Here is a 23,915-nt window from a genome sequence, read left to right as displayed (position 1 = left end):
CTTATTTATTTAAAAGTGCTTTAGCGCGTTTGTAAACATTATCAACGGTGAAACCGAAATGCTCCAGAACAGCCATACCTTCGCCGCTTTCGCCGAATGTATCGATACCTAAAACGTCACCTTCGGCGGTTACATATTTGTACCATGGTAATGTTACACCGGCTTCAACACCTAAACGTTTGTGTTGAGTTGGAGGCAGAACTGAATCGCGGTAAGCCTGATCTTGCTGATTAAACAACTCGAACGATGGTAAGCTAACCACACGTGCATTGATACCTTCATCAGCCAGTTTAGCCTGCGTATCTAAAATTAAATGAACTTCAGAACCGGTTGCAATCAGAATAATATCCGGCGCGCCTTTAGAGTCGCTCAGGATATAACCACCTTTTTGTACGTTGCCGCTTGCCGGTGCATATTTCTGCTGATCGATAACAGGTAATTTTTGACGAGATAAGATCAATGCAACAGGGCCTTTTAAACGGCTCATCGCAATTTTCCATGATTCAAGCGTTTCGTAAGCATCGGCCGGGCGAAGCACTGTTAAGTTAGGCAGCAAACGCAATGATGATACATGCTCAACCGGTTGGTGGGTTGGGCCGTCTTCACCTAATGCAACGCTATCATGGGTGAATATATAAGTAACCGGTGCCTTAGTTAAAGCAGCCAGGCGGATAGATCCGCGCATATAATCTGAGAAAGTTAAGAAAGTAGCACCGTAAACGCGGGTACCACCATAAGATGCCATGCCATTTAATATAGCACCCATACCATGCTCGCGCACACCAAACCAAATGTTACGGTTGTAGAATTTACCCGGTTGGAAGCTATCTTCTGGCTTACCCGGAGTTTCGTTAGAGCTGGCTAAATCGGCAGCACCACCAATTAACCAAGGGATGCTGGTACGTAAAGCATCTAAAGTTTTGCCAGATGCCTGGCGGGTAGCTAATTGATCGCCTACGTTAAAGGTTGGCAGGTTAGCATCCCAGCCTTCTGGTAATTCACCATTTTCGCTGGTTGTAAATTCTTTGGCTTCTTTAGCGAATGATTTCTCATAAGCATCAAAGTTTTCTTTCCAGGCAGCTTGTAATTCAGCGCCTTTTTTACCGGCTTCGGCTAAATGATCTTCAACACCATCAGGTACAAAGAACGTTTTTTCTGGGTCGAAACCTAAAAATTCTTTGGTCTTTTTAAGGTTATCTACCCCCAATGCGCTACCGTGTACTTTATTGGTACCTTGTTGCGGGCTACCGTAACCAATAATGGTTTTAACAGAGATTAACGTAGGTTTATCTGTAACAGCTTGTGCATCCAGTATAGCCTGCTCAATTTCTGCCAAATTATTACCGTCGTGAACGGTTAGGGTATGCCAGCCGTAAGCTTTAAAGCGGGCTTCTCTATCTTCAGTAAATGCAAATTCGGTTGAACCGTCTAACGAGATCGAGTTATCATCATATAGATAAATCAAACGGCCCAGTTTTAAGTGACCGGCCAGTGAAGCAGCTTCTGATGCAACGCCTTCCATTAAATCGCCATCACTTACAATGCTGTAAACGTAGTGGTCGATCAAATCATGACCATCACGATTGTATTTAGCGGCCAGAAACTCGTGAGCCATAGCCATACCTACGCCATTACCAAAACCCTGACCCAATGGACCAGTTGTAACTTCGATACCCGGTGTATGGGTTGACTCTGGGTGACCCGGAGTTTTAGAACCTAATTGTCTGAATTTTTTAACTTCTGACATTGGCAGGTCGTAACCATACAAATGCAGTAAGCTATATAATAGTGCCGACCCGTGGCCTGCAGATAATACAAAACGGTCGCGGTTTGGCCATTTCGGATCTTTCGGATTAAAGCGCAGGAAACGGCTCCATAATACGTAAGCCATCGGTGCAGCGCCAAGCGGCAAGCCCGGGTGACCGGAATTAGCTTCTTGAACCATGTCTGTTGCCAGGAAACGAATGGTATTTACACTCAGTTCGTCGATTTCATTAAAAGGCTGTTTACTCATTTTGCAGATGTATTTTTATAAATACTAAAAATTTAATTATTAGTGTAGATATTTAAGCTGTACGGTGTACAAAATCGCGTTGAATGCCATTTTTTAAGCTTGATAATGCAATTATAACAGGTTAATACATTACTTGTTTATAGTTCTGGAAATACTTTAACAATTATGACTATTTTCTTTCAAAAGTACTATCATAGCGCATTAATAAATAGTTAAATATCAACTATTTATCAAATACGCATATAGAAAAGTAATGCAATATTAAGTTTTTTGTGACTTTAACATTACGTTAACAACACCAGTAAAAAACTTAACCTCCAGCTTAATTATTTACATACAAGAAATGAGACCGATAACGGTCTCATTTTCATTATTGGCTTATCTTTTTAATTCAGCGTTTTCCTCAACTCTTTCAAGTAGTTTATACTTACATCCGAAAATATATAAGGATGTTCATTATCTTTTTTTGCTGCCTTGTTATAAGTGAAAAAGAACTGAAAGGGATCATCAGACAGATTAACCATTTGTTTTTTGTACCCATTCTTTACTATCACACGCGCCATATAAAAGCCGGGCATGTGGCCTACGGTACTTTTAAGCATGTTTCTATAGTACCTTATCTTTTCTAAACCTGTGGTTTTATTAGCGGCCATGAGTTGCATGCATGAATCCAATGATTTTAAAGTGGCAGGTGCGGGATCGAGCAACCATTCTTTAATACCGGCTGTATCTATCCTATAGTCGCCGGGTTTATCAATCATATCGGCAATACCCTCGTTAGGGATAGCGGTGATGGCCCAAAGTAAACCATCGGCATGTGCATTGCTCACTTTGGTGCTGTCGAAATCAAGCCTTGGCCTTAAGCGGTGGTGCAGTTCGTGAGCTTCGAGCGTACCGGTTTTAGCTTTGGCGTTGTCGATAACCGAGAGCAGGCTAAAGAATAAGCCGTTGGGATACGACACGGCATCGTTAGATAAGCAGTTATAATACAGTTTCAATCCCTCTACATGATGCTGCGCTTTTTTAGGCAGATATTCGTAGACATACTGGTAAGCATTATTAAAATAAGCAGGGTTTTGAATAGTGTTGGCTAGGTAGGCTTTCAATGCAGTTTCTTCATCTTTATAACGTTTGGCCAACATGCAGTACCAGTTCTGGGCTTTAAGGTTCACCTTCATTATCGAATCGTTTTTTGGCATGTATACAATCTCAATGGCTTTGCGATAATAACCTAAATCGCGGGCTGTAAATTCAGATTCCGCATAAGTTTTATTACCATCGATGGCGATGAAGGTATTCCATTGTTCATCAGTAAGCGGGATGTTTTGTTTGAGTTTATCAGTGAGTTTCCAATAAGCCGTTACGGCATCTATATTAATACTTTGCGCCTTTGAAATATGGATAATACTTAAGAAAGCGATTGTAAACAGCAGGTAGATTTTAGTTAAGGGTTTCATTTTGCGTTGTTTTAATTTGATGAACCAAATCTCTCCAATGCTCGCTCCCTCTGGTATTTTATAATCCCAATCTATCTTAATATTATCCCAATACTACTATTATAGATTAATGTGGTATTTTACCGGTTGATATAACAAAACAGCCTGTTGGGATAAATAAGAAGCTTATTTAAACTACTACAGATATATTAGCAGCATGAAACAGCAAAAACTATGGATGTATTACCTGCTGGCCTGGGTAGGCTATGTGGCCTACATTTATATAGATAATGTGGTTAACGGCCGCGGTTCGCAGCCCTATGTATGGTCGCACCTTGTGGCATCATTTGTGCAGTTTACTTTTTGCTTTTTTGTGCTATACCCTAAGTTTCTGAATCGGAAACTAATTCTTGTATTTATAGCAGGACTTATTGTGGCCGAAGGCCTATTTATCAGTACACGCTGGCTGGTTGAAGAAGTGCTTTATGTATGGGTGATCGGCCACGGTAATTACAATCCTGGTACATCTATATTATATTACGTAGGCGATAACTGGTGGAAGGCATTTCAACCCATCCTGCTCAGTTTCATCATCTGGGCATTTCTGGAAACATTTAACCGCGAGCGCGAAAACGAGCAATTGCGCCAGGAAAAAACGCAGGCCGAACTGGCTTTCCTGAAATCACAAATCAACCCGCATTTTTTGTACAATACACTTAATTATATGTATTCGATGGCTTACCCGGTATCAGACCGGCTGGCCGATACCATCATCAAGCTCTCGAACCTGATGCGTTATATGCTGGCTGACAATGCCAATAATCAGGTTGACCTCGAAAAAGAAGTAGATTACCTGAGTAATTACATCGACATATACCGCATGCGTTTTGAAGACCATTTTTTTGTTGATTTTAAAGTAAGCGGCAATACCGGTGGCGTACAGATTGCTTCGCTGATGCTGATACCATTTGTAGAAAACGCATTTAAACATGGTGTAATGGATGATGAGCAAAGACCTGTACGCATAAAACTGCAAGCCAGCCAGCACATGATCACTTTTTCGGTAAGCAACAAAATAAACCGGAACCAGAAAGATCATTCGAGTGGCATTGGCATGGCCAACATTCGTCGAAGACTGGATTTAATTTATCCCGGCAGATATGATCTGCTGATTGCCAACAATGGCGATACCTATAAAAGCACATTAAGTATTAAACTAACCCAATAACCAATCAACCTATGATCCGCTGCCTTGCTGTTGATGATGAAGCCTACGCTACCAAAATTATAGCCGACTATATTAACAAAATCCCTTTCCTGGAATTGGCAGGCACCACAACCAGCGCCATTGATGCACTATCGCAGGTACAGCAAGGCAATATCGACCTGGTTTTTCTGGACATCCAAATGCCCGATCTCACCGGCATCCAGTTCCTGAAACTTTGCGGCAACAAATGCAAGGTGATATTGACCACCGCCTACCCCGAATATGCGTTAGATGGTTTTGAACACGATGTAATTGATTACCTGTTGAAACCTGTAGCATTTGATCGCTTTTATAAGGCAGCTCAAAAAGCTTTGAATATTATTAACCCTACAGTTTCGCAAGCTGCTCCCGTAACTGAAAATCAGCCGATAGTAAACCCACCATCAGATTACATGTTTATCAAAGGTGAAAGCAAAAACAAGTTTCTAAAAGTTGATTACCACGACATTTTATATATTGAAGGCTTAAAGAACTACGTATCGGTATTTACCACCAGCCAGCGCATTGTTACTTACCAAACCCTACGCGATATGGAAAGCACCCTACCCCAGCCACCTTTTTACCGCGTGCATAAATCGTACATTATTTCTATTGATAAGATCAGAATGGTAGATGGTAATACGGTTTATATCCAGGACCAATCCATCCCTATCGGCGATACTTATCGTGATGATTTTTTTAAACTGATCAGGGAAAGTGAATAATTAAATCTGATTGTCAAAAAGCGGATTGGTATACTACAGATTACCGCTAAAAAACTGAACTTGCACATATCCATGAAAAAAGCTGAAAACATTTATCAAAACGTACTTGCCGACCGGGATTTGAAAGATTCATTTTCGGTTAGTTATTGGGATGATAAGTATTTCGATAACCAAGCTTTCAGAAGCACTTACAATCGCATTTTTTTGATTGAGTGTGGGCATGGAAATGTGCAAATAGATGATGCTATCCATTCGATTCAAACCAATGAGCTTTTATTACTGGCCAAAGGTCAGCTTTATCAATTTTTACCCGGTTCACATTTAACTGGCTATGAACTTATTTTTGGCGATTGCTTTTGGGAACGCACACCTGCCAGTGCCAGCAATTGTAAAGCAGTGTTGTTTAATAACGCATCGGCCAATCAACAAATTCCGGTCGCTGAAGCAAATTTGCCGGAGCTATTATCGCTATTTAATACACTCTATCAGGAATTTTTAACCGAAGATTATATTAACAAACCCGATGCACTGGCGGCCTATCTAAAAATCATCATGATTAAGATAGCCAACCTGAATGCCTTATTGATTAATGGGTTCGACAGTCACGAAAATCAGCTTTACCGCCAGTTCTTAGAATTGGTAAGCAAACAATACCAAAGCACGCACGAAGTGGCTGATTTTGCCAATCAATTAGGCATCACCGCTCGTAAATTGAGCGACCTGTGTAACCGTTGTGCAGGTAAAGGCGCTAAAGACATTATCAACGGACAACTGGTAGCCGAAGCCAAGCGATCTTTACAATTTTCGGCTAAACCAGTTAAGGAGATTGCCTTTCACCTTAACTTTTCCACCCCGGATCAATTCAGCCATTTCTTTAAAAAGAACACCCAGATCTCCCCGAATCAGTATCGCTCCAATTTCGTAAATATTGGCATGTGATCGGCGGATTTTAACATTCCCCGAGGCTACGGGCAGACCTACCTTTGAATAAAAAATCAACGATATGTCTGTCAATAAATTAAAATCAGTAGCCGGAATTGTTATTCCCGATAGTGCCATTGCCACACAAGCCACAGAACTTTTACTGGATCATGGCACGGAGTTTCTATACAATCACTCATTAAGGGTTTTCCTGTTCTCCTCACTTAATGGTAACCGTAATAATTTAAAGTATGATGCCGAATTGCTTTATATCGCTTCCGTGTTTCACGATCTCGGTTTAACACCATATTACAGCAGCCCAGATAAGCGTTTCGAGGTTGATGGTGCTGACGCCGCCCGCGATTTTCTGAAAGGCCACGGCTTGCCGCACGAGTCATTACAACTGGTTTGGGATACTATTGCCCTGCACACCGCCATCGGCATTGCCGAACATAAAGAAAACGAAGTTGCCTTAATGTACTCGGGCGTTGGCCTTGATGTAATGGGCGAAGGTTATGATAACCTAAGCCCCGAAAACCGCGAAGAAATTATCAGCGCATTTCCGCGTAACGATTTTAAGAAGAAGATCATCCCAACTTTCTTCGGCGGTTTCGAACACAAAACAGAAACCACTTTTGGTAATATCAAGGCTGATGTATGCGCCTTTATGATCCCTAACTTTCACCGTAAAAACTTCTGCGATTGTATTCTGCATTCGCCATGGAGCGAGTAATATATCTATTCATTTTGTCATCAGTAATTGATTTTATTGATGACAAAAAGTTGCTTGCAAATTTCTGATAGCTTTGCAACATGGAAACATTAACAGGAAAAACTGCGCTTATTACCGGCGCAGGTAAAGGTATAGGCAAAGCGCTGGCCATTGCCTTAGCTAAAGAAGGCGTAAACGTAGGCTTAATTGCACGCAGCGAAAGCGACCTGCAAAAAGTAGCTACAGAGGTTGAAGCACTTGGCGTTAAAGCATTTATTGCAACTGCCGATGTTGGCAACCTGGAGCAGGTGAACGCCGCAGTGGATAAAATAAAAGCAGGCTTAGGCTTTATAGATATACTAATTAACAACGCTGGTGTTGGCGTTTTCGGTGGCTTTATGGAGCTTGATCCTGCACGTTGGGAAGAGATTATCCGCATCAATTTACTGGGTGCTTATTATGTAACCCGTGCGGTATTACCTGCCATGATTGATAAAAAATCAGGTGACATTGTTAACATTGCTTCAACCGCCGGCCAGCGTGGTGCGGCTGTAACAAGCGCCTATAGTGCATCTAAATTTGGCCTGATTGGCATGTCAGAATCTTTGATGCAGGAAGTACGTAAACATAACATCCGCGTTAGTACCTTAACGCCAAGCACCATTGCTACCGATATGGCAATCGATTTAAAACTAACCGATGGCAACCCGGATAAAGTAATGCAGGCCGAAGACTTTGCAGAGTTTATTGTACACAACCTTAAATTAAACCGTCGCGTATTTGTAAAAGAAGCCGGTTTGTGGTCAACCAACCCATAAAAAATAATTAATATCCGTCCGTCCACAGAGCTCATCATGTGGCATATTACATAAGGTCTTTTCATAATGTTATGGATGAGCAACGCGAATTAGATAGATATTGTTTATAAGTTCAGTCATCACAATTCAACAAAAAAGGGGACTACATCATGATGCATCCCCTTTCTTCATTAAATATTCTTTGTCTTACTTACCTAAACCATCCGGCTGAAAATCAAGCGAGATGGAATTCATGCAATATCTTTTGTGCGTTGGCGCTGGCCCGTCATCAAAAATGTGGCCCAGGTGCGATCCACAGCGTGCGCAAAGCACTTCGGTACGTTCCATACCAAACGAGCTATCAGTTTTATAGATCACACTGTTTTTACGCACGGTTTCAAAAAAGCTGGGCCAGCCGCAATCGCTTGCAAACTTGGCGTCAGATCTAAATAACTCGTTTCCGCAAACGGCACAAAAGTAAGTCCCTTTGGCATATTTGTTCCAGTACTGGCCGGTGAAAGGGCGCTCGGTAGCGGCCTCGCGGGCAGTGGCGTACAAATCGGCAGGTAAAATTTTCTTCCACTCTGCGTTTGACACATTCAGTTTCTTTGTATCTGTATTAGAATAATACGGATTATTCTCGTGCCCTTTTGCCGATTTAATATTTTGTGCAAATACACCTGTGAAAGAGAGCAGCAAGGTCGCTATAATAGCTATCGATTTCATGTTTGATTATCCTTTATCTGTGAACTTAAACCAACACGGTTTAGTTTTTCAGTTTGTCTTTAAATGCACGTTTAAAAGCTTCAACCTCTGGTTGTATCACGTATTTGCAATACTCCTGGTTAGGGTTTTGGTTAAAATAGTTCTGATGATAATCTTCAGCTTTGTAAAAAGCAGTATAAGGAGTAACCTCGGTTACAATTTTGCTTTTGTAAGCATGCTCGGTATTTAATTTACCAATGTAATAGTCGGCTTTTTTCTTTTGCTCGGCATTATGGTAAAATATCGCCGAACGGTATTGCGTGCCCACATCATTACCCTGGCGGTTAAGCTGGGTTGGATCGTGCGCTACAAAAAAAGCCTGTAATAACTCATCGTAAGTGATAACTGATGGGTCATAAATAATATTACAAGCCTCGGCATGGCCGGTTGTGCCAGTGCAAACCAGTTTATAAGATGGGTTAGCCACGTGGCCACCGCTAAAACCCGATACAACTTTTTTTACACCTTTCAACTGCTGAAACTTGGCTTCGGTACACCAGAAACAGCCGGTAGCAAAGGTGGCCGTATCAACAGTTTTAGCTTTTAAATTTTTAACGGAATTATGTGCATAAGCACCAGCGAAACTTGTAAGCAACGCGACTAAAAAAACTATTCTTTTCATATTAGGGGTTGTAGATTTTATTTATCAGTATTAACGTAAAAACTGGTTGCCTGTATTGCATCCAACACACAAACATACCGCTTTTGTATAAATGTGATGGCTGGGTGACAAAAGGATTTGTTCAAAAGATGGCCTGTCATGCTGAGCCCCGTCGAAGTATGGTGGGCTGGCCTCTGCGCTCACCCTTCGAGTGCCTCAGGGTGACAGCCCCTGCTTTTATACACATTACGCATCAAACCCAAAAACCGTTGCTATCTTTAACGCATTAATATACCTATGGCACAATTAAAATTATTTATGATATTGCTGGGCTGCAAACCGCCGGGTAGGCATGTAGAGCAGCACGATTTTTTTTTCGGCATTGCAGCTTCGCTTAATGATTTGGCAGATGAAATGCAGGCATTCTGGCCCGAAGCACAAGGTAGAATCCATATTGATGGCTGGCGTGAGGTGAATACGGTTGAAGGTTACCAGGTAAAAATTGTACCCAAACAAGAAGCATCAAGCCAAAGCAAAAAGCTTTTCTTTATTAACCTGGGCGGTTACCAGCCTAACAGGTTTGAGGAGCAACATTATGTTATACTAACAGCAAAAGATAACAGCGCAGCAGCCCTAAAGGATGCAAAATCTACCTTGTTTTTTCAGAATAGCAATTCATCGCATGTGGATGATAAATACGGGATTGATGTAGATGATATTTACCAGATAGAAGATATCCTGTCGCCGGGAGTGAAAGAGCAATATCAGATTGAGTTAACCCCTGCTGATAATCTGGTGGAAGATGAACTGCATTTGGGCTATTTAAAGATGAGCTTATTAAAATAGTAAATCCCTGTGCGCACCAGCACAGGGTTCACTAATCAACTAACCCTCATTTTCACTCAATGAAGCTCTTTTTATAAAACGTAATATACGGAGGTGCTATTTACGGTAATGGCAGGCCTGTCAACCTCAGCCGGCGATTCATCTTTGAGCAGCATTTTCAAATCGCGCTCAATGTTGCGGCTAATGGTTGTTGTTGGTGTATCTGTCGGTTTATTCTCAAATGGATCTTGTAAATGAATAGCCATCTTTTCGATCAAAAAGAATGATGATGATATGGCAACCACCAGCGGAATTTGAAACACGCCGAAAAACTCGATCAAAGTGTATGGCAGCAGCATCACAAAAAATAAAACCATAATATGGATATAGAAACTGTAAGTAACCGGGAACACCGTGTTCTTGATCCGCTCACAGCCACCCATCGAATTGGAAAAACGGGTCAGGGTGTCATCCATTGCTACCTGCTGGTAATCGTTAATCCAGTTCATACGTTGTAACAGGCGCAGGTCGTTGGCATGATGTTCCATTAAAGCCAGCGGTATGTGGTGCACATCTGCAACAGATTGGCGCTCTTCGTCAGACAATAATCTTTTCAATTCAGGCTGAGCGCTTTGTCCACGTAAATGCTGACTTAAACTGTGGCACCAAGCCATCTGGCGTTTAATCATACGTTCTTTCATGGCTTTCTTATCCGCATCATCATAGGTATTATCGATGAACGACAGTACCTGGCGGGCAAACGAGCGCGAATCATTTACAATAGCGCCCCAAAGTGTACGTGCTTCCCACCAGCGGTTATAAGCCTGGTTAGAGCGAAAGGCCAGTAACAAAGAAATAACAGTACCCAAAATACTGGGCACCGCTACGGGAATAGATACCAGCGGGATATGGTAATAAGTATGCACAACATATACAGTGGTAGAATATAGGGCCAGCAATGCCATTTCCACCTTTATCTTCCCCAAAACGTAGCTAACCGGAACATTCTTTTTTAGTAACATAATAGTAAATGCTAAGGGTTAAACATTTTGTGTTTCTAATTCTTCCTGCAGTTCAGGTTCAGCAGTTATTTCTGGCAACATGGTATCAATCGCAATTACCTCTACCCCACTGCGGCTCATCAATAAAGTTGGGTCGCTGCTTTTTTCGGTAAGCAGTTCGTAATCGTAATTTTCCAGGTCGATGATGGCGTCAACCCCATTGGCTTCCAGGAAATTCTTGAATGCAGCCACTGTATTGCCGTAGAAAAACTCGATACGGATTTCGTTTATATTGATCTTATAATCGTGCTTAATCTCGTTGCAGGCTTTATAAAAGGCATCCGGGATATGGCGATATTCTACAGATCGTCGCGATAGCATCAGCAATTCGCTTATCGAATCAGTAACACCAATGGTATGCACCAAAATGATATTTAATTTGTGTGGATAAAACTGCTGCGTAAGTTGCGGTATGCAGTTTAGCGACTGTAATTTAAAGTCGGTTGGTATGAGCAGTGTTTTCATGGTAATTAATTTTGCTTTGATACAAGAGTAGCGCGCAATAATTAAGAACCTCTAAGAGACTTATTAGAATTTGATTAGAGTTTTAAGGGTGACTTCTTTAAGAGCGTAGGGTGTCATACTGAGCTTCGTCGAAGTATGGTGCAGAGGCCTCTACGCGCGACACTTCGACGGAGCTCAGTGTGACAGGCCATTTAATTGATCTAAGCACTCGCCGCAGGCAAAAACACCTGGATATCCGTCCCCATATTAACTTCCGACCGGATACCGATGCTCCCTTTATGTAACCTGATGATATTAAGCGCAAGCGGCAACCCAACACCATGGCCTTTAAATTCATGAGTATTAGATGCGCGAAAAAATGGCACGAAAATATGCTGCAGTTCAGTAGCCGGGATACCGATGCCCAAATCTTTAATGGATATGATCACCTTTTTATCTTCGATGCTCAGCTTTACGGTTACCAACCTGAACTCCGAATATTTACAGGCATTACTGATAATATTGGTTATGGCAAGGTTTAACAGGTTATTATTGCCGGAAACATTAAGCAGTTGCTCATCACTAGGTATATCTGCAAAATCAACCTCAATATCGCTTTGCGGCTGAATTTTTTTCACTGAGGATATAGCTTCCCAAATTAGTTCATCGATACGGATGGTTTGCCAGTTTTGCTTTTTACCATCGTAGCCCGATTGGGCCAGGGTTAAAAGGCCGTTCAATATCTGCGTTAACTTATTGGTTTCTGACTGGATGGTAGTTAATATGGTGTGCTCTTCACTATCAGTTTTAGTTTTATTAATGGCCAGTTCAACCTCGCTGTTAATAATAGTAAGTGGCGTGCGTAGCTCGTGCGAGGCGTTGCTTACAAAGTTATTCTGTGTTTCAAAGGCTGTTTCGAGCCGGTTAAGCATGTTGTTAAAAGTTTCGGATAGTTCGGCAATCTCATCCTTACCGGTATGCTCCAGCCGCATGTGTAGGTTGCTTGATGTAATGGTGTTTACCTTATCAGTCAATTTACGCACCGGGGCAAATATGTAGAACGAGAACGCCTTACCGGCAAATAAAATAATGATAACCGAACCTATAAAACCATAGAATAACACCTCCTGCAATTCCTGTATTTCAAGCAGGCCATAAGGGTTTTGTGCCGAAACTACTACGAGGTACTTATCATCGCCATGCTTAACTATTTTACCGGCATAAAACTGGTTGTTCTTTTTAAATTCGGCATTGCCGTTATTAATTACGTCATTAAAGAAAACTTTTGGCAAGCCGGGGTTGGTGAACTTACCATCGGGGCCAGACTTAATTAATTGTTCTTTCTCCGCGTCCAGTTTCTCTAAATAACGGTTACGAACTTCCTGATAAGCTTTTGTCTTTTCGTCGGGGAACAGGCGGATATCTGCTGTTATGTTTACCCTCGCTTCCAGCCGTTTAAAAAAATCTTTGTAGTTAAACTGGTATTCGAAATATAAAATAAAAGCATTCAGCAACAACAAAATAGCTGTTGACAGGGCTAAAAAGTGTAGCGTTATTTTGGTTTGGATCTTCATGCTTAGTCGCTATCCTTCATCATATATCCCATCCCAAAAACCGTTTGTATAAACCTCGCCGGGTTGGTTTTGTCCAGCTTTTTACGCAGGTAATTAATGTATACGTCTACCACATTGGTACCCAGGTTAAAATCAATATCCCAAACATTTTCGAGGATCTGGATCCGGGATAATACCTTCTTTTGGTTCTTAATAAAATACTCAAGTAAACGATATTCGGTAGAGGTTAAGTTGATAGGTTCTTTATTCAGCGTTACCAATTTGGCATCGGCATCTAACTCTAAACCTGCTATTTTGTAAATATTACTTGGTTTAGGCTCGCCTCCCCTCCTGCGCATCAGGGTTTTGAGGCGGGCTGCCAACTCTATCATCTTAAATGGTTTTACGAGATAATCATCAGCACCACTATTCAGGCCGTTCACAATATTTTCGGTCGAGTCAAGGGCGGTAAGCATCAGTATCGGCACATTCTCGTTATGCTCACGGATGCGTTTGCAAATTTGGATGCCGTCCATATTGGGTAACATCAGATCAAGGATAATGAGATCGAAGGGATAATCAATGGCCATTTGTAAACCGGTTAGCCCATCGGTAGCCACACTGAGGTCGAAGCCGTATTCGGCCAGCCCGCGTTTAATTACCGATACTACATTAGGTTCGTCTTCTACTAATAATACTGCCATTAATGGTATGCTGTTACGGATCAGAAAATGGGTGGGGTATTAAGAACTTCCTCAAATCAACGAAAAATTACGCTAAACATTACAAAAAGATAAACAACTAATAACAAGCATTAGCTCTAAGTATCGTACTATTAATTTTCTGTTAAATCTGTAATCCATCGCAAAATCACGATTAAGTATCGTTAAACTTATGTCATGTTTTCAATTGTTATTCAGCCGGTTATTAAATTAACCCGTTCTATTTGTCAGGTTATAATTTTCGCTGTGTTTATTTTTTCCAATTTTCATGCACTGGCACAGCAGCAACAATATCCACGAATGGCAGGCTATTTCAGTGTTACCAATACTATTGCTACCTGGAATAAAGATGGCATAACTACCAATTTTTCGGATAGTTATACTGTATCATTCCCGTTCGGATTAAATCTCTTAAAAAGTGATCACTTTGGGGTAAGTTTTGAAGTTGCCCCGGTTATCCGCGTCGAAAAAAACATTGCAAAAGTAAACAGTGTAGTATTTCACCCGGGCGCTATGTTTCGCTTTAAGCATGGTTTTACTTTTATTAGCCGTGTAGCATTTGAGACCAACGGACGTTTTGGTGTAACACCGGTATTTAACAAAGTGGTTATCAGAAATAAAGATTCCTTCTTTTTTGTGGCTGCCTCATTCCCTGCGCGCTTTGGTAATAATTTATCAAGCTCATTAGGTTCCGGCATTCAATTAGGCGTGGGATTTTAATTCCTCTCTCCTAATTTAATCATCAGCATGTATCGTTTCTCACTATTCATTGGCATATCGACATTTCCCGATATATATCAACCTAGTGTCATCTCTTCATTCTTCATTGGCATATCGGGAATTTCCGATATACCTTTGTACTATGGATCAGATAGAGATTTTTAAAGCGCTTTCTAACAAAACCAGGTTGCAGATCCTGAACTGGCTTAAAGACCCGGATTTAAACTTCCCGGGCCAGAAAGAACATGCCAATTTTGACAACGGCGTTTGCGTTGGCCAGATACAGATGAAGGCCGGCCTTACCCAATCAACAGTTTCAGAATACCTATCTACACTGCAACGTGCGGGATTGGTAAAATCGACCCGTGTAGGCCAATGGACCTATTACCAACGTAACGAAGAAGCCTTTGAAGCCCTGAGCAAATTGATACAAACAGACATCTAATACACACAAATACAACAAACAAATGAGTACAGAAAGCTTATTCAGACCCTTCAGCCTTAAATCGCTGAACATAAAAAATCGCATTGTAATGGCGCCAATGACGCGTTCATTTTCGCCAAATGGCATACCTGGCGAAAACGTTGCTGCTTACTATCGCAAACGTGCCGAGGGCGAAGTTGGCTTAATCCTTTCGGAAGGAACAGTGATTGATCGCGTATCATCATCAAACGATGCCAATGTGCCTCATTTTTATGGAGCTGAATCATTAGCCGGCTGGCAAAACGTAATTAACGAAGTACATGCAGGCGGCGGCCAAATGGGCCCTCAGATCTGGCACATGGGTGTGATGTATAATCACCACTCTGGCTGGGTACCGCCACAACCGTTTGAAGGCCCTTCTGAGTTCAATAACCCTGATTTGAAGAATGGTGTTGCCATGACTGAGAAAGACATTGAAGATACCATTATTGCCTACGGTAAGGCAGCTGCAGACGCCAAACGTTTAGGTTTTGATACGGTAGAAATTCACGGTGCACATGGTTACCTGATTGACCAGTTCTTCTGGGAAGGTACCAACAACCGCACTGATGCCTGGGGTGGTAAAACTTTAGCCGAGCGTACCCGTTTTGGCGCAGAAGTAGTTAAAGAGGTACGCAGACAAGTTGGCGAAGATTTCGCTGTGATTATCCGTTTATCGCAATTTAAACCATCGGCTTACGACTTTAAACTGGCCGGCACACCACAAGAAATGGAAGCCTGGTTAAACCCATTGGTTGATGCAGGCGCAGATATTCTGCATTGCTCTCAGCGCCGTTTCTGGGAACCGGAGTTTGAGGGTTCTGACCTTAACTTTGCAGGCTGGGCTAAAAAACTGACCGGCAAAGCCACTATTACAGTGGGTTCTGTAGGTTTAAGCGGCGATTTCTTTGGCGCGTTTAGAGGTGAAAACTCTGAAGCTACATCATTGGATGAATTAACCCGCCGTATGGAGCGTGGCGATTTTGACCTGGTTGCCGTTGGTCGCCCTATACTGGCCGATCCGTCATGGGTTAAAAAGATCAAAGATAACAGAACCAGCGAGTTAAAAGGTTTCTCGAAAGAAGCCCTTGGCGAACTGATCTTAGAATAATATAATCAACCCCACATATATCGAAAGCCCGACGTAAGTATCGGGCTTTCTTATTTAATTACCGTTTAGTTGCTGTATTGATAAATTGAATCGCGGTGATTGCATACTGGCCAAGGCCTCGTTAAACAAAGCTTTGCCGAATAACAACTGGCCCTCGTAACCGGCCAGGCTTATTTTGCCCGCTCCTATCTGCTGCTTTACATCATTAAGGTTAATACCTTGCATCACAGGATCGTGCCCCATACCCATTGGGTTGGAGGTGTCTGCCAGTTTAAACATCAGCATGGCATATACCAGGCGGCATACCTGGCGCATTAAAAAGAAACGAGCACAGTTATAATCATTTAAATCATCCCCGAAATAAGTTTGCAGAAATAGTTGCTCATGCTCATCATTTGCAACGTAAAAGTTTGCGGTAATGGCGAGGTCTACGTAACGGTCGTTTCTAAAAGCTGCATCCCAATCAATAATCCAGATCTTCTCCCCATCAAAAACCATGTTGTTGGGATTAAGGTCGTTATGACTCGAAACTTTATCTGTATCATTCCAGGGATAATGCTTTCTGATGAGGTCGTAATACGCAAAGCATTCATCAAAAACCGGCCCGCTTAACATACGCGATGCTTTGAACTGATTGATTAACCCATCAACCGTATCCTGCAAACTGCTTTCTTTAATAAAGAGCGGGAGCTCATGTATCGATTTAATCGTTTTCGCCAGTTCCTGCAAACGTGCCTCAACCGACGTAAAAATAGAAGCCAAGGGTACAGCTTTAATAAAACCTGTGATAGATATTCCTTCTGCAATATTCAGATAATATACCTGTGGTGCTACTCCTCCATTGGCAGCAATCTCCATACAAGTAAGTTCATCACTTGTATTATTCGGGGTTGTATTATCTAACTTCAAAACATAAGGTATACCATTAATAATAATCTTGTACACAGCCGAGGCAGACAGGCCACCCGCCAGTAAGGTAATATCGGTTACCGCTGTAGTGTTAAAGGCTTTTAATAATGCTTTTTCAACAGCCGGTATTTTTTCAACACGGATAATAGATTGTAGTAATGTTGGCATACGGTATCAGCTAATATTGCCGCCCAACATGGCAAGCAAATCTGTTAATGGATTAAATTTCTTTTCTCTTTCGCCTGGGATAATTTCTGCGGCAACGGCTTCGGCAGTCAGCTTGGCATCTTCAAATAATTGTCGCCCGGCTTGCGTAAGTACCACATAACTTACCCGCGCATCGCGCTCATTTGCTTCGCGGCTTACTAAACCTATTTTTTCCATAGGCAGCAGCATACGTGTAATGCCAGATGCGGTAAGCCCTATCCTATCCGCCAAATCTATCCTGCGCATTTTTCCATCGGCCGATTGCTGTAGCAAATAAAGGATCACAAAATCACTAAACCCGATGCCATGCATATTAAGCCTATCAAACCGGCGTGCTATTACAGCCTGCACTTTCGCCAGGTTCATTAATATTTTGAGCGATGAATTTATTATTGGCATATACTTGACTAATCAATGATTATGCAATAATAAATATATTTTATTAAACGGCAATAAATATTTCGGGAAGAGTATTTATGATCTAATTTGCGGCCTTTTGTACAGGTATTTGCTCATAGCTTACTATCCTTTTAGCCATCCCCTTAAAAATAAAAACATGGAATGGGAACATTGATGCCCAGTACAAACGGCCTAGCAAACCATTAGGGCGAAAGGTGGCGATCTGACTCAGAAACTTTTTCCCGGCTTCTTCTACAATTTTAAATTCTAACCAGGCTTCGCCGGGGAGTTTCATTTCGGCATAAAGCAGCAATCGTTTGTTGGCTTTATCTGCAAGTAATACTCGCCAAAAATCAATGGTATTACCGGCAAACACATCAACACTGCTGGTTCGGCCGCGTCGCAGCCCTACACCGCCTACCATTTTATCCAAAAAACCGCGGATTCCCCAGATCCAATCCCAATAATACCAGCCCCGGTTACCACCTATTGCCCAAATGTTACTCATTACTTTACCGGTATCCTGCTTAAATGGCAGCTTTACTTTATACTCTACGGTGCCATTTTGAGGCACTTTGATCTGATCCATAAATGCGGGATTAAGATAACCTACATTCAAGGCATCTTTCCAGCTCGAGGCGATGGAGTTTTGTTCTATTTTGATAAAAGCCAGCCTTAAAGCTTCTTCATAACTTACACACTCATGCGGGATAATATCATTTATGGAGTGGTCTTTAGCAATGGTCTCATTCTTCATGCTATCAACCAAACTTTGCGCCAGCGAATAGCTGGTTGAGGTTACAAAGTATAACCAGTATGATGATATTTTAGGAGAAAGGAATGGGATTGTAATAATGTGCCGTTTTAATTTACGCACTTTGGCATAAGTCAGCATCATATCTTTAAATGATAGAATATCCGGCCCTCCTACATCGAAGGTTTTACCAAATGTTTTATCGTTCAGCAATACATTTTCGAGGTAAAATAATATATCGCGAATAGCAATTGGCTGGCATTTGGTGTTTACCCAACGAGGTACAGTCATGATGGGGAGCTTCTCAGTCAAATCACGAATGATCTCGAATGACGCACTGCCCGACCCAATGATAATAGCAGCACGCAGCACGGTTAGCTTTGCTTTACCTGCTTCTAATACATCCTCAACATGACGGCGTGATTTTAAATGATTAGATAAGTTATCATCATTGGTAATACCGCTTAGGTAAATAATTTGCTTACAATTTGTTTTATCAACCTGCGTAATGAAGTTCTTAGCAGATTGTGCTTCCATATCCGAAAAATCATTGGCCTGCGCCATTGAGTGTACGAGGTAGTAAGCAGCATCAATATCTGTGGGGAAGTCTTTGATGGTTTCGGGATGCAATAAGTCGCCGGTAATTAAAGTTACCCGGCTAGCGTAGTCGCTATTTTCTCTAAACCGGCGTTTATCACGCACCAGGCAAACTATGTCGCATCCTTTCTCCAATAAAACCGGGATTAATCTTGTACCTATATAGCCATTAGCGCCTGCCAGCAATACTTTCATACCGATACAACAAGCTATTGGCGTAAAGGTGTTTATTTGGTTACAACGATTATGGGTATAAAAAAGCCGGTTATCTTTTCAGACAAACCGGCTTTTACATAAAAAAGAAAAATCAGAATTAAATATTGATAGCACCTTGCCCTGATGCCATCAGGTAAGCATCTTTTAAAGCTTCAGAATAAGTTGGGTGGGCGTAGCTGATGCGGTACATATCTTCGGCGGTAACCTCGTACTCCATCCCTACAACAGATTGTGCAATAACATCCGCAGCACGCGGGCCTATGATGTGTACACCAAGCACTTCACCATATTTGGGTGATACCAGCACTTTCACAAAACCATCGGTATCCATTGATGCCCTTGCACGGGCACTGGCCGAGTATGGGAACTTGCCCGATTTATATTCTATGCCTGCTGCTTTCAATTGCTCTTCGGTTTGGCCTACAGAAGCAACCTCTGGCCAGGTATAAACCACACCGGGGATGAGGTTGTAGTTGATGTGTGGCTTTTGTCCGTTAATGGTTTCGGCTACAAAAGTACCTTCATCTTCGGCTTTGTGGGCCAGCATCGGGCCATCGATAACATCACCAATAGCATAAATATTAGGCACATTGGTTTGTAGTTGGCCGTTTACTTTCACCTTGCCGTTCTTTTCGCTTTCAACACCGGCGGCTTTTAAATTTAGTCCATCGGTATAAGCGCGGCGGCCTACAGCAACCAAACAGTAGTCTGTTAGTATCTCTTGTTCTTTGCCGTCTTTATCTAAAAACTTAACCGAAGCCTGCTCGCCTAAATTAGCGGCAGATTGTACTTTACTACTCAAAAGCATTTTGATATTGAGCTTGCCCAGTGTTTTAAATAAAGCTTTACCTAACTCGCGGTCCATCGTTGGGATCAATGAATCGGTATATTCTATAATGGTAACATCTGTACCGATACGTGCATAAACCGAAGCAAGCTCTACTCCTATTACACCGCCGCCAATTATCACCATTGATTTTGGCTGAGCAGATAATGACAGACTTTCGGTAGACGTAATGATCCGTTTTTTATCGATAGTTACGCCCGGGATTGACGAAGGTTTTGAGCCTGTTGCAATCACAAAGTATTTACTGGTTAAAACAGTTTCTTTATCAGCCGCTGTAACTTTTAAATGTGTATTATCTACAAAACTACCCAGGCCCTGGTGAACGTCAATTTTGTTTTTCTTCATCAGGTAAATTAACCCTGCTGTATTTTGGCCAACAACGCCAGCCTTGCGACTGATAAACTGCGTAAAATCGAGGCTGATATCGCCATTTAAATTTATACCATGCGTTTTAAACTGTTCTTTAGCCTGGTGAAAATGTTCGGTACTATCTAACAGCGCCTTAGCCGGGATACAGCCCACATTGGTACAGGTACCACCGAGGGTGCTATATTTTTCAACAATAGCCACTTTGTAACCCAATTGCGAAGCACGGATAGCGCCTGTATACCCACCCGGACCAGAGCCGATAAACACTACATCATATTGATTTTCCATGAGATTGATTGATATATCTTTTTGTTAATAATTCAATTCTGCGCACAATAACCCAACGATTTCAATCAAGGTAGAAAATCTGCTTCAAGCTATTGTAACCCGCATGCAATATATCAAAAAATGTACCGATTGGTATATTATGACATTTTAGCAGAGTTTTTGCATTTCTGTTATGGAGAACGTGAGGTTTGTCTTTTTGTAGAGACTTTCTATTAATTGGTAGTGCTGATGCTTAACGTTAGTCCCGCTCAATCGCCGCGGGTAGGCTGTTACTTTGTAGCCACAAAGTAACCAAAAGGCTCATCGGAAAAAGGCTTCTTTACGCGCAAGGCCATGTCGCGCAACGTTCAGAACAACACAGGCCGGGATCTTTTGCCCCACTTACGTTCGCACAATCCAGCCCTTCTGCAAAATCTCCAATGCCTATCCCACTACACAGGCCATCATTGTTCTGCCCGCTTTTGGCCGAAGCTGTTTGCCGACTCAAGAAAAAGATTTAGGACAATCAAAAGGAAGCGGTGGCCCAGACGCAAAAGCGTGGCCGTGTAGTGGGCTTGTGCGGTGGAGCTTTTTTGCGTCTTGATCTTTTGGTTACTTTTGGATCAAGCCAAAAGTAACAGCCCAACCCGCGGCGATTGAGCGGGACTGACATGGATAACAGCACAAGCCGTTCATAATAGTTTCTACTTTAGTTCAAGTCTGTGCTAATAGGGCTGAGATTGCTTCGTTCCTCGCAATGACGTATCTGACTAAGAACAGGGCAAAACTTACCTCTATTTTACAAAAAATGAAATGATAAAAATGCCCAGTACAATCCCTACAATCATAATTACATAAAGCAAAATTTCGTTACCGGCAAATTGTTTGTACTTGGTCCAGAAACTTACATCCAATTTTTCTTTATCCTTCATAGGTGGTCACAATCAATAACAGTTGCTAAATTGCATTTAATTCTATTAAGGTGCAATCTTCAACCGCCACGAGGTCTGGATGCGCTTTCTCGATCTCAAATCATTTAACTGCTCTTCTGTGGCACTTTGCAGCATATAAGTTAATGATGTCAGCTTATCACGATCGGGCACAGCTTCTTTATCAACCACAAAACCATTTTTATTAAAAAACTCTTCGGCTTCTTCAAAGCTTTCAAACATTTGCTCGTCTATATTATGTTGTTTGAAGAATTCATTCAACTGATCATTCATCATCAGGCGGTCCCGGTTTGCACGTTTAATGTAAATATCGGCGGTGATCCAATAGCCTCCTCTTTCAGATAAAATGCGGTGAATAATGCGGCAGAGTTTTTCTTTTTCAGTGAGGCCGAGATACATCAGCAAGCCCTCGTTTACAATAGCAACTTCACCTGCCGGGAAACGATCAACCGTTTTACGAAACGCTTCTTCATCCAAAGCGTTAAGCGGCAATACATCTAACGTCCCTTTCAATTCGGGTTTAATGGCTTCCAGTAATTGCTTTTTGGTAGCTATTACCTCCGGGAGATCGGTATCAATATAATGCAGATCGGCTCGGTCTGCAACAGCTGCTAATCCACGAAAAGAGAATCCTGAAGATAGTTCCAACACATTCTTCGCCCCTGTACTGGCCAGCAAATAATCCAGGCTCCAATACCGGCTTTCGAAATGCACTACACGTGTCCAAAAGCCAAAATCGCGGAGACTGAAATCGGGCTCATATTTATCGGGCAGCATCATTTGTTCGGCAGCGGCTTTGGCAAAAGGGATACTGGTAAGCCCCTTTAAATACAGCAATGCTTTTGCCGATGGACTAATGGTGCTGTAATCGCGGTTATCTGTTGGGTTCGACATGGAATTTCGCGTTTGGGAGGTTAAAATTAACGTTTTAAAATGGCTTTCAAATGCTCTAAAATAGGTTTACAATTGGCAAACAATTATATACCGATTGGTATTTTAATTATTTTGTACATTTGCCCAAATTTTAAAATAAGAACATGTTAAAAAGAGTGGTAGTTACCGGCCTTGGTGCATTAACCCCTATCGGTAACGATGTAAAATCATTTTGGCAGAATATCGTGGCTGGGAAAAGCGGCGCTTCGCGAATCACTAAGTTCGATCCTTCTTTGTTTCGCAGCCAGGTGGCTTGCGAGCTTAAAGATTTTAACGCTGCCGACTTTATAGACCGTGCAGATTTAAAACGTACCGATTCATTTACACAATATGCTTTTGTTGCTACGGACGAAGCCATTAAAGATTCGGGCTTCGATTTCAGTAAGATGGACCCGTTTGATGTGGGTGTGATCTGGGGATCGGGCCAGGGCGGCATGGAAACCTTTGAAGAGCAGGTTACCGGTTATGCCACAGGCGACGGCCATCCAAGATTTAACCCATTCTTTATCCCTAAAATGCTGGTTAACATGGCTTCGGGCATGGTATCGCTGCGTAATGGCTACATGGGTATCAACTATACTACAGTTTCCGCTTGTGCCACTTCAAATACGGCCATCATGGATGCCTTTAACTATATCCGTTTAGGCAAAGCTAAGATCATCGTTACCGGTGGTTCTGAAGCTCCTATTACGCAGGCATCTTTTGGTGGCTTTAGTTCGATGAAAGCCATGTCGACCAATAACACTGATCCTGAGCATGCATCACGTCCGTTCGATGTAAACCGCGACGGCTTTGTGATGGGTGAAGGTGCTGGTGCTTTAGTTTTGGAAGAATATGAACACGCCAAAGCACGTGGTGCACATATTTATGCTGAAGTTACAGGAGCAGCCATGACAGCCGATGCCTACCACATGACAGCTACCCACCCAGAAGGTTTGGGCGCAGCCAAAGCAATGGACCTGGCATTAACAGAATCTGGCTTAACCATTGCCGATGTTGATTACCTGAACATGCATGCCACTTCTACCCCGGTTGGTGATCTTTCAGAATTAAAAGCAATTTTAAATTTGACCAAAGGCGAGAAAAACAACATGCAGATCAGCGCAACCAAATCAATGACCGGCCACCTACTGGGTGCAGCAGGTGCTATTGAAGCTATTGTTTGTTTAATGAGTATCAAAGACCAGGTAATACCGCCGACTATTAATACAGAGGTATTAGACCCGGCAATTCCTGATAGTTTAAACATTGTGTTGAAAGAAGCCATCAGCCATAAGGTTGATGTAACCATGAGCAATACATTTGGCTTTGGTGGCCATAATGGTATTGCCGTGTTTAAGAAGTTTTAAGT

The 23,915-nt window shown here is 42.0% G+C and carries 24 protein-coding genes; 10 read left to right on the top strand and 14 right to left on the bottom strand.

Annotated elements, in window-relative coordinates; translation table 11 throughout:
- Nucleotide 1 precedes the first annotated feature (1 nt).
- Together tkt and PQO05_RS12695 are read right to left on the bottom strand one after the other, a co-directional pair.
- Nucleotides 2-2,014 (bottom strand): transketolase, encoded by a 2,013-nt coding sequence (gene tkt / locus PQO05_RS12700; protein ID WP_273633292.1) that lies wholly within the window; start codon nt 2,012-2,014, stop codon nt 2-4.
- A 386-nt stretch (nt 2,015-2,400) separates the two neighbouring features.
- Nucleotides 2,401-3,471, bottom strand: a complete 1,071-nt coding sequence (locus PQO05_RS12695; protein ID WP_273633291.1) for a DUF5700 domain-containing putative Zn-dependent protease — start codon at nt 3,469-3,471, stop codon at nt 2,401-2,403.
- Between the two features lie 196 nt (nt 3,472-3,667).
- Here PQO05_RS12695 and PQO05_RS12690 point away from each other — a divergent pair, with 196 nt between their 5' ends.
- The 5 genes from PQO05_RS12690 to PQO05_RS12670 all read left to right on the top strand — a co-directional run bounded on the left by PQO05_RS12690 (nt 3,668) and on the right by PQO05_RS12670 (nt 7,872).
- A complete protein-coding gene (locus tag PQO05_RS12690) occupies nt 3,668-4,678 on the top strand; it encodes a sensor histidine kinase (RefSeq protein WP_273633290.1) in 1,011 nt (336 codons plus the stop codon).
- A gap of 11 nt (nt 4,679-4,689) precedes the next feature.
- A complete protein-coding gene (locus PQO05_RS12685) occupies nt 4,690-5,421 on the top strand; it encodes a LytR/AlgR family response regulator transcription factor (protein WP_273633289.1) in 732 nt (243 codons plus the stop codon).
- A gap of 72 nt (nt 5,422-5,493) precedes the next feature.
- Nucleotides 5,494-6,360 (top strand): helix-turn-helix domain-containing protein, encoded by an 867-nt coding sequence (locus PQO05_RS12680; RefSeq protein WP_273633288.1) that lies wholly within the window; start codon nt 5,494-5,496, stop codon nt 6,358-6,360.
- Between the two features lie 64 nt (nt 6,361-6,424).
- Nucleotides 6,425-7,075 carry an HD domain-containing protein gene (locus PQO05_RS12675; protein WP_273633287.1) on the top strand — a complete coding sequence of 217 codons (651 nt, stop codon included), beginning with the start codon at nt 6,425-6,427 and terminating at the stop codon, nt 7,073-7,075.
- Nucleotides 7,076-7,155: 80 nt separating this feature from the next.
- A complete protein-coding gene (locus PQO05_RS12670) occupies nt 7,156-7,872 on the top strand; it encodes a 3-ketoacyl-ACP reductase (protein WP_273633286.1) in 717 nt (238 codons plus the stop codon).
- 186 nt (nt 7,873-8,058) lie between these two features.
- Here the strand turns inward: PQO05_RS12670 and msrB are convergent, their stop codons facing one another.
- Both msrB and msrA read right to left on the bottom strand, forming a co-directional pair.
- The gene (gene msrB, locus PQO05_RS12665; protein WP_273633285.1) at nt 8,059-8,577 is read right to left on the bottom strand and encodes a peptide-methionine (R)-S-oxide reductase MsrB; all 519 of its coding nucleotides are present in this window, start codon (nt 8,575-8,577) and stop codon (nt 8,059-8,061) included.
- Nucleotides 8,578-8,617: 40 nt separating this feature from the next.
- Nucleotides 8,618-9,238 (bottom strand): peptide-methionine (S)-S-oxide reductase MsrA, encoded by a 621-nt coding sequence (gene msrA / locus PQO05_RS12660; protein ID WP_273633284.1) that lies wholly within the window; start codon nt 9,236-9,238, stop codon nt 8,618-8,620.
- A gap of 276 nt (nt 9,239-9,514) precedes the next feature.
- Here msrA and PQO05_RS12655 point away from each other — a divergent pair, with 276 nt between their 5' ends.
- Nucleotides 9,515-10,063 (top strand): DUF1543 domain-containing protein, encoded by a 549-nt coding sequence (locus PQO05_RS12655; protein WP_273633283.1) that lies wholly within the window; start codon nt 9,515-9,517, stop codon nt 10,061-10,063.
- A 71-nt stretch (nt 10,064-10,134) separates the two neighbouring features.
- Here PQO05_RS12655 and PQO05_RS12650 read toward each other — a convergent pair whose 3' ends face one another.
- From PQO05_RS12650 to PQO05_RS12635, 4 genes are all read right to left on the bottom strand, one after another.
- Nucleotides 10,135-11,064: a bestrophin family protein gene (locus PQO05_RS12650; RefSeq protein WP_273633282.1), complete on the bottom strand. Its 930-nt coding sequence runs from the start codon at nt 11,062-11,064 to the stop codon at nt 10,135-10,137.
- A gap of 18 nt (nt 11,065-11,082) precedes the next feature.
- Entirely contained in the window at nt 11,083-11,568 is a 486-nt protein-coding gene (locus PQO05_RS12645) for a hypothetical protein (protein ID WP_273633281.1), read from the bottom strand.
- 200 nt (nt 11,569-11,768) lie between these two features.
- Nucleotides 11,769-13,121 (bottom strand): HAMP domain-containing sensor histidine kinase, encoded by a 1,353-nt coding sequence (locus tag PQO05_RS12640; protein ID WP_273633280.1) that lies wholly within the window; start codon nt 13,119-13,121, stop codon nt 11,769-11,771.
- Between the two features lie 2 nt (nt 13,122-13,123).
- Complete coding sequence (locus tag PQO05_RS12635) at nt 13,124-13,804, bottom strand: response regulator transcription factor (RefSeq protein WP_273633279.1); 681 nt, start codon at nt 13,802-13,804, stop codon at nt 13,124-13,126.
- A 318-nt stretch (nt 13,805-14,122) separates the two neighbouring features.
- Here PQO05_RS12635 and PQO05_RS12630 point away from each other — a divergent pair, with 318 nt between their 5' ends.
- The 3 genes from PQO05_RS12630 (at nt 14,123) to PQO05_RS12620 (ending at nt 16,116) form a co-directional block, all read left to right on the top strand.
- Nucleotides 14,123-14,542 (top strand): hypothetical protein, encoded by a 420-nt coding sequence (locus PQO05_RS12630; protein ID WP_273633278.1) that lies wholly within the window; start codon nt 14,123-14,125, stop codon nt 14,540-14,542.
- A 142-nt stretch (nt 14,543-14,684) separates the two neighbouring features.
- Nucleotides 14,685-14,987, top strand: coding sequence for an ArsR/SmtB family transcription factor (locus tag PQO05_RS12625; protein ID WP_273633277.1), 303 nt, complete (start codon nt 14,685-14,687; stop codon nt 14,985-14,987).
- A gap of 22 nt (nt 14,988-15,009) precedes the next feature.
- The gene (locus tag PQO05_RS12620) at nt 15,010-16,116 is read left to right on the top strand and encodes an NADH:flavin oxidoreductase (protein WP_273633276.1); all 1,107 of its coding nucleotides are present in this window, start codon (nt 15,010-15,012) and stop codon (nt 16,114-16,116) included.
- A 54-nt stretch (nt 16,117-16,170) separates the two neighbouring features.
- Here PQO05_RS12620 and PQO05_RS12615 read toward each other — a convergent pair whose 3' ends face one another.
- From PQO05_RS12615 to PQO05_RS12590, 6 genes are all read right to left on the bottom strand, one after another.
- Nucleotides 16,171-17,193 (bottom strand): phosphotransferase, encoded by a 1,023-nt coding sequence (locus tag PQO05_RS12615; protein ID WP_273633275.1) that lies wholly within the window; start codon nt 17,191-17,193, stop codon nt 16,171-16,173.
- Nucleotides 17,194-17,199: 6 nt separating this feature from the next.
- Nucleotides 17,200-17,631, bottom strand: coding sequence for a MarR family winged helix-turn-helix transcriptional regulator (locus PQO05_RS12610; protein ID WP_273633274.1), 432 nt, complete (start codon nt 17,629-17,631; stop codon nt 17,200-17,202).
- Nucleotides 17,632-17,713: 82 nt separating this feature from the next.
- Complete coding sequence (locus tag PQO05_RS12605) at nt 17,714-19,177, bottom strand: SDR family oxidoreductase (protein ID WP_273633273.1); 1,464 nt, start codon at nt 19,175-19,177, stop codon at nt 17,714-17,716.
- A gap of 118 nt (nt 19,178-19,295) precedes the next feature.
- The gene (lpdA, locus tag PQO05_RS12600) at nt 19,296-20,702 is read right to left on the bottom strand and encodes a dihydrolipoyl dehydrogenase (RefSeq protein ID WP_273633272.1); all 1,407 of its coding nucleotides are present in this window, start codon (nt 20,700-20,702) and stop codon (nt 19,296-19,298) included.
- A 773-nt stretch (nt 20,703-21,475) separates the two neighbouring features.
- Nucleotides 21,476-21,613, bottom strand: a complete 138-nt coding sequence (locus tag PQO05_RS12595) for a hypothetical protein (RefSeq protein ID WP_273633271.1) — start codon at nt 21,611-21,613, stop codon at nt 21,476-21,478.
- A gap of 45 nt (nt 21,614-21,658) precedes the next feature.
- A complete protein-coding gene (locus PQO05_RS12590) occupies nt 21,659-22,525 on the bottom strand; it encodes a class I SAM-dependent methyltransferase (RefSeq protein WP_273633270.1) in 867 nt (288 codons plus the stop codon).
- A 143-nt stretch (nt 22,526-22,668) separates the two neighbouring features.
- Between PQO05_RS12590 and fabF the strand changes: the two genes are divergently transcribed.
- Nucleotides 22,669-23,913: a beta-ketoacyl-ACP synthase II gene (fabF, locus tag PQO05_RS12585; protein ID WP_273633269.1), complete on the top strand. Its 1,245-nt coding sequence runs from the start codon at nt 22,669-22,671 to the stop codon at nt 23,911-23,913.
- Nucleotides 23,914-23,915: the final 2 nt, after the last annotated feature.

It is taken from the genome of Mucilaginibacter jinjuensis (assembly GCF_028596025.1).
Lineage (GTDB): Bacteria > Bacteroidota > Bacteroidia > Sphingobacteriales > Sphingobacteriaceae > Mucilaginibacter > Mucilaginibacter jinjuensis.
Note: the sequence above shows the minus strand (reverse complement) of the source record. Positions and strands in the feature narration are given on the sequence as shown.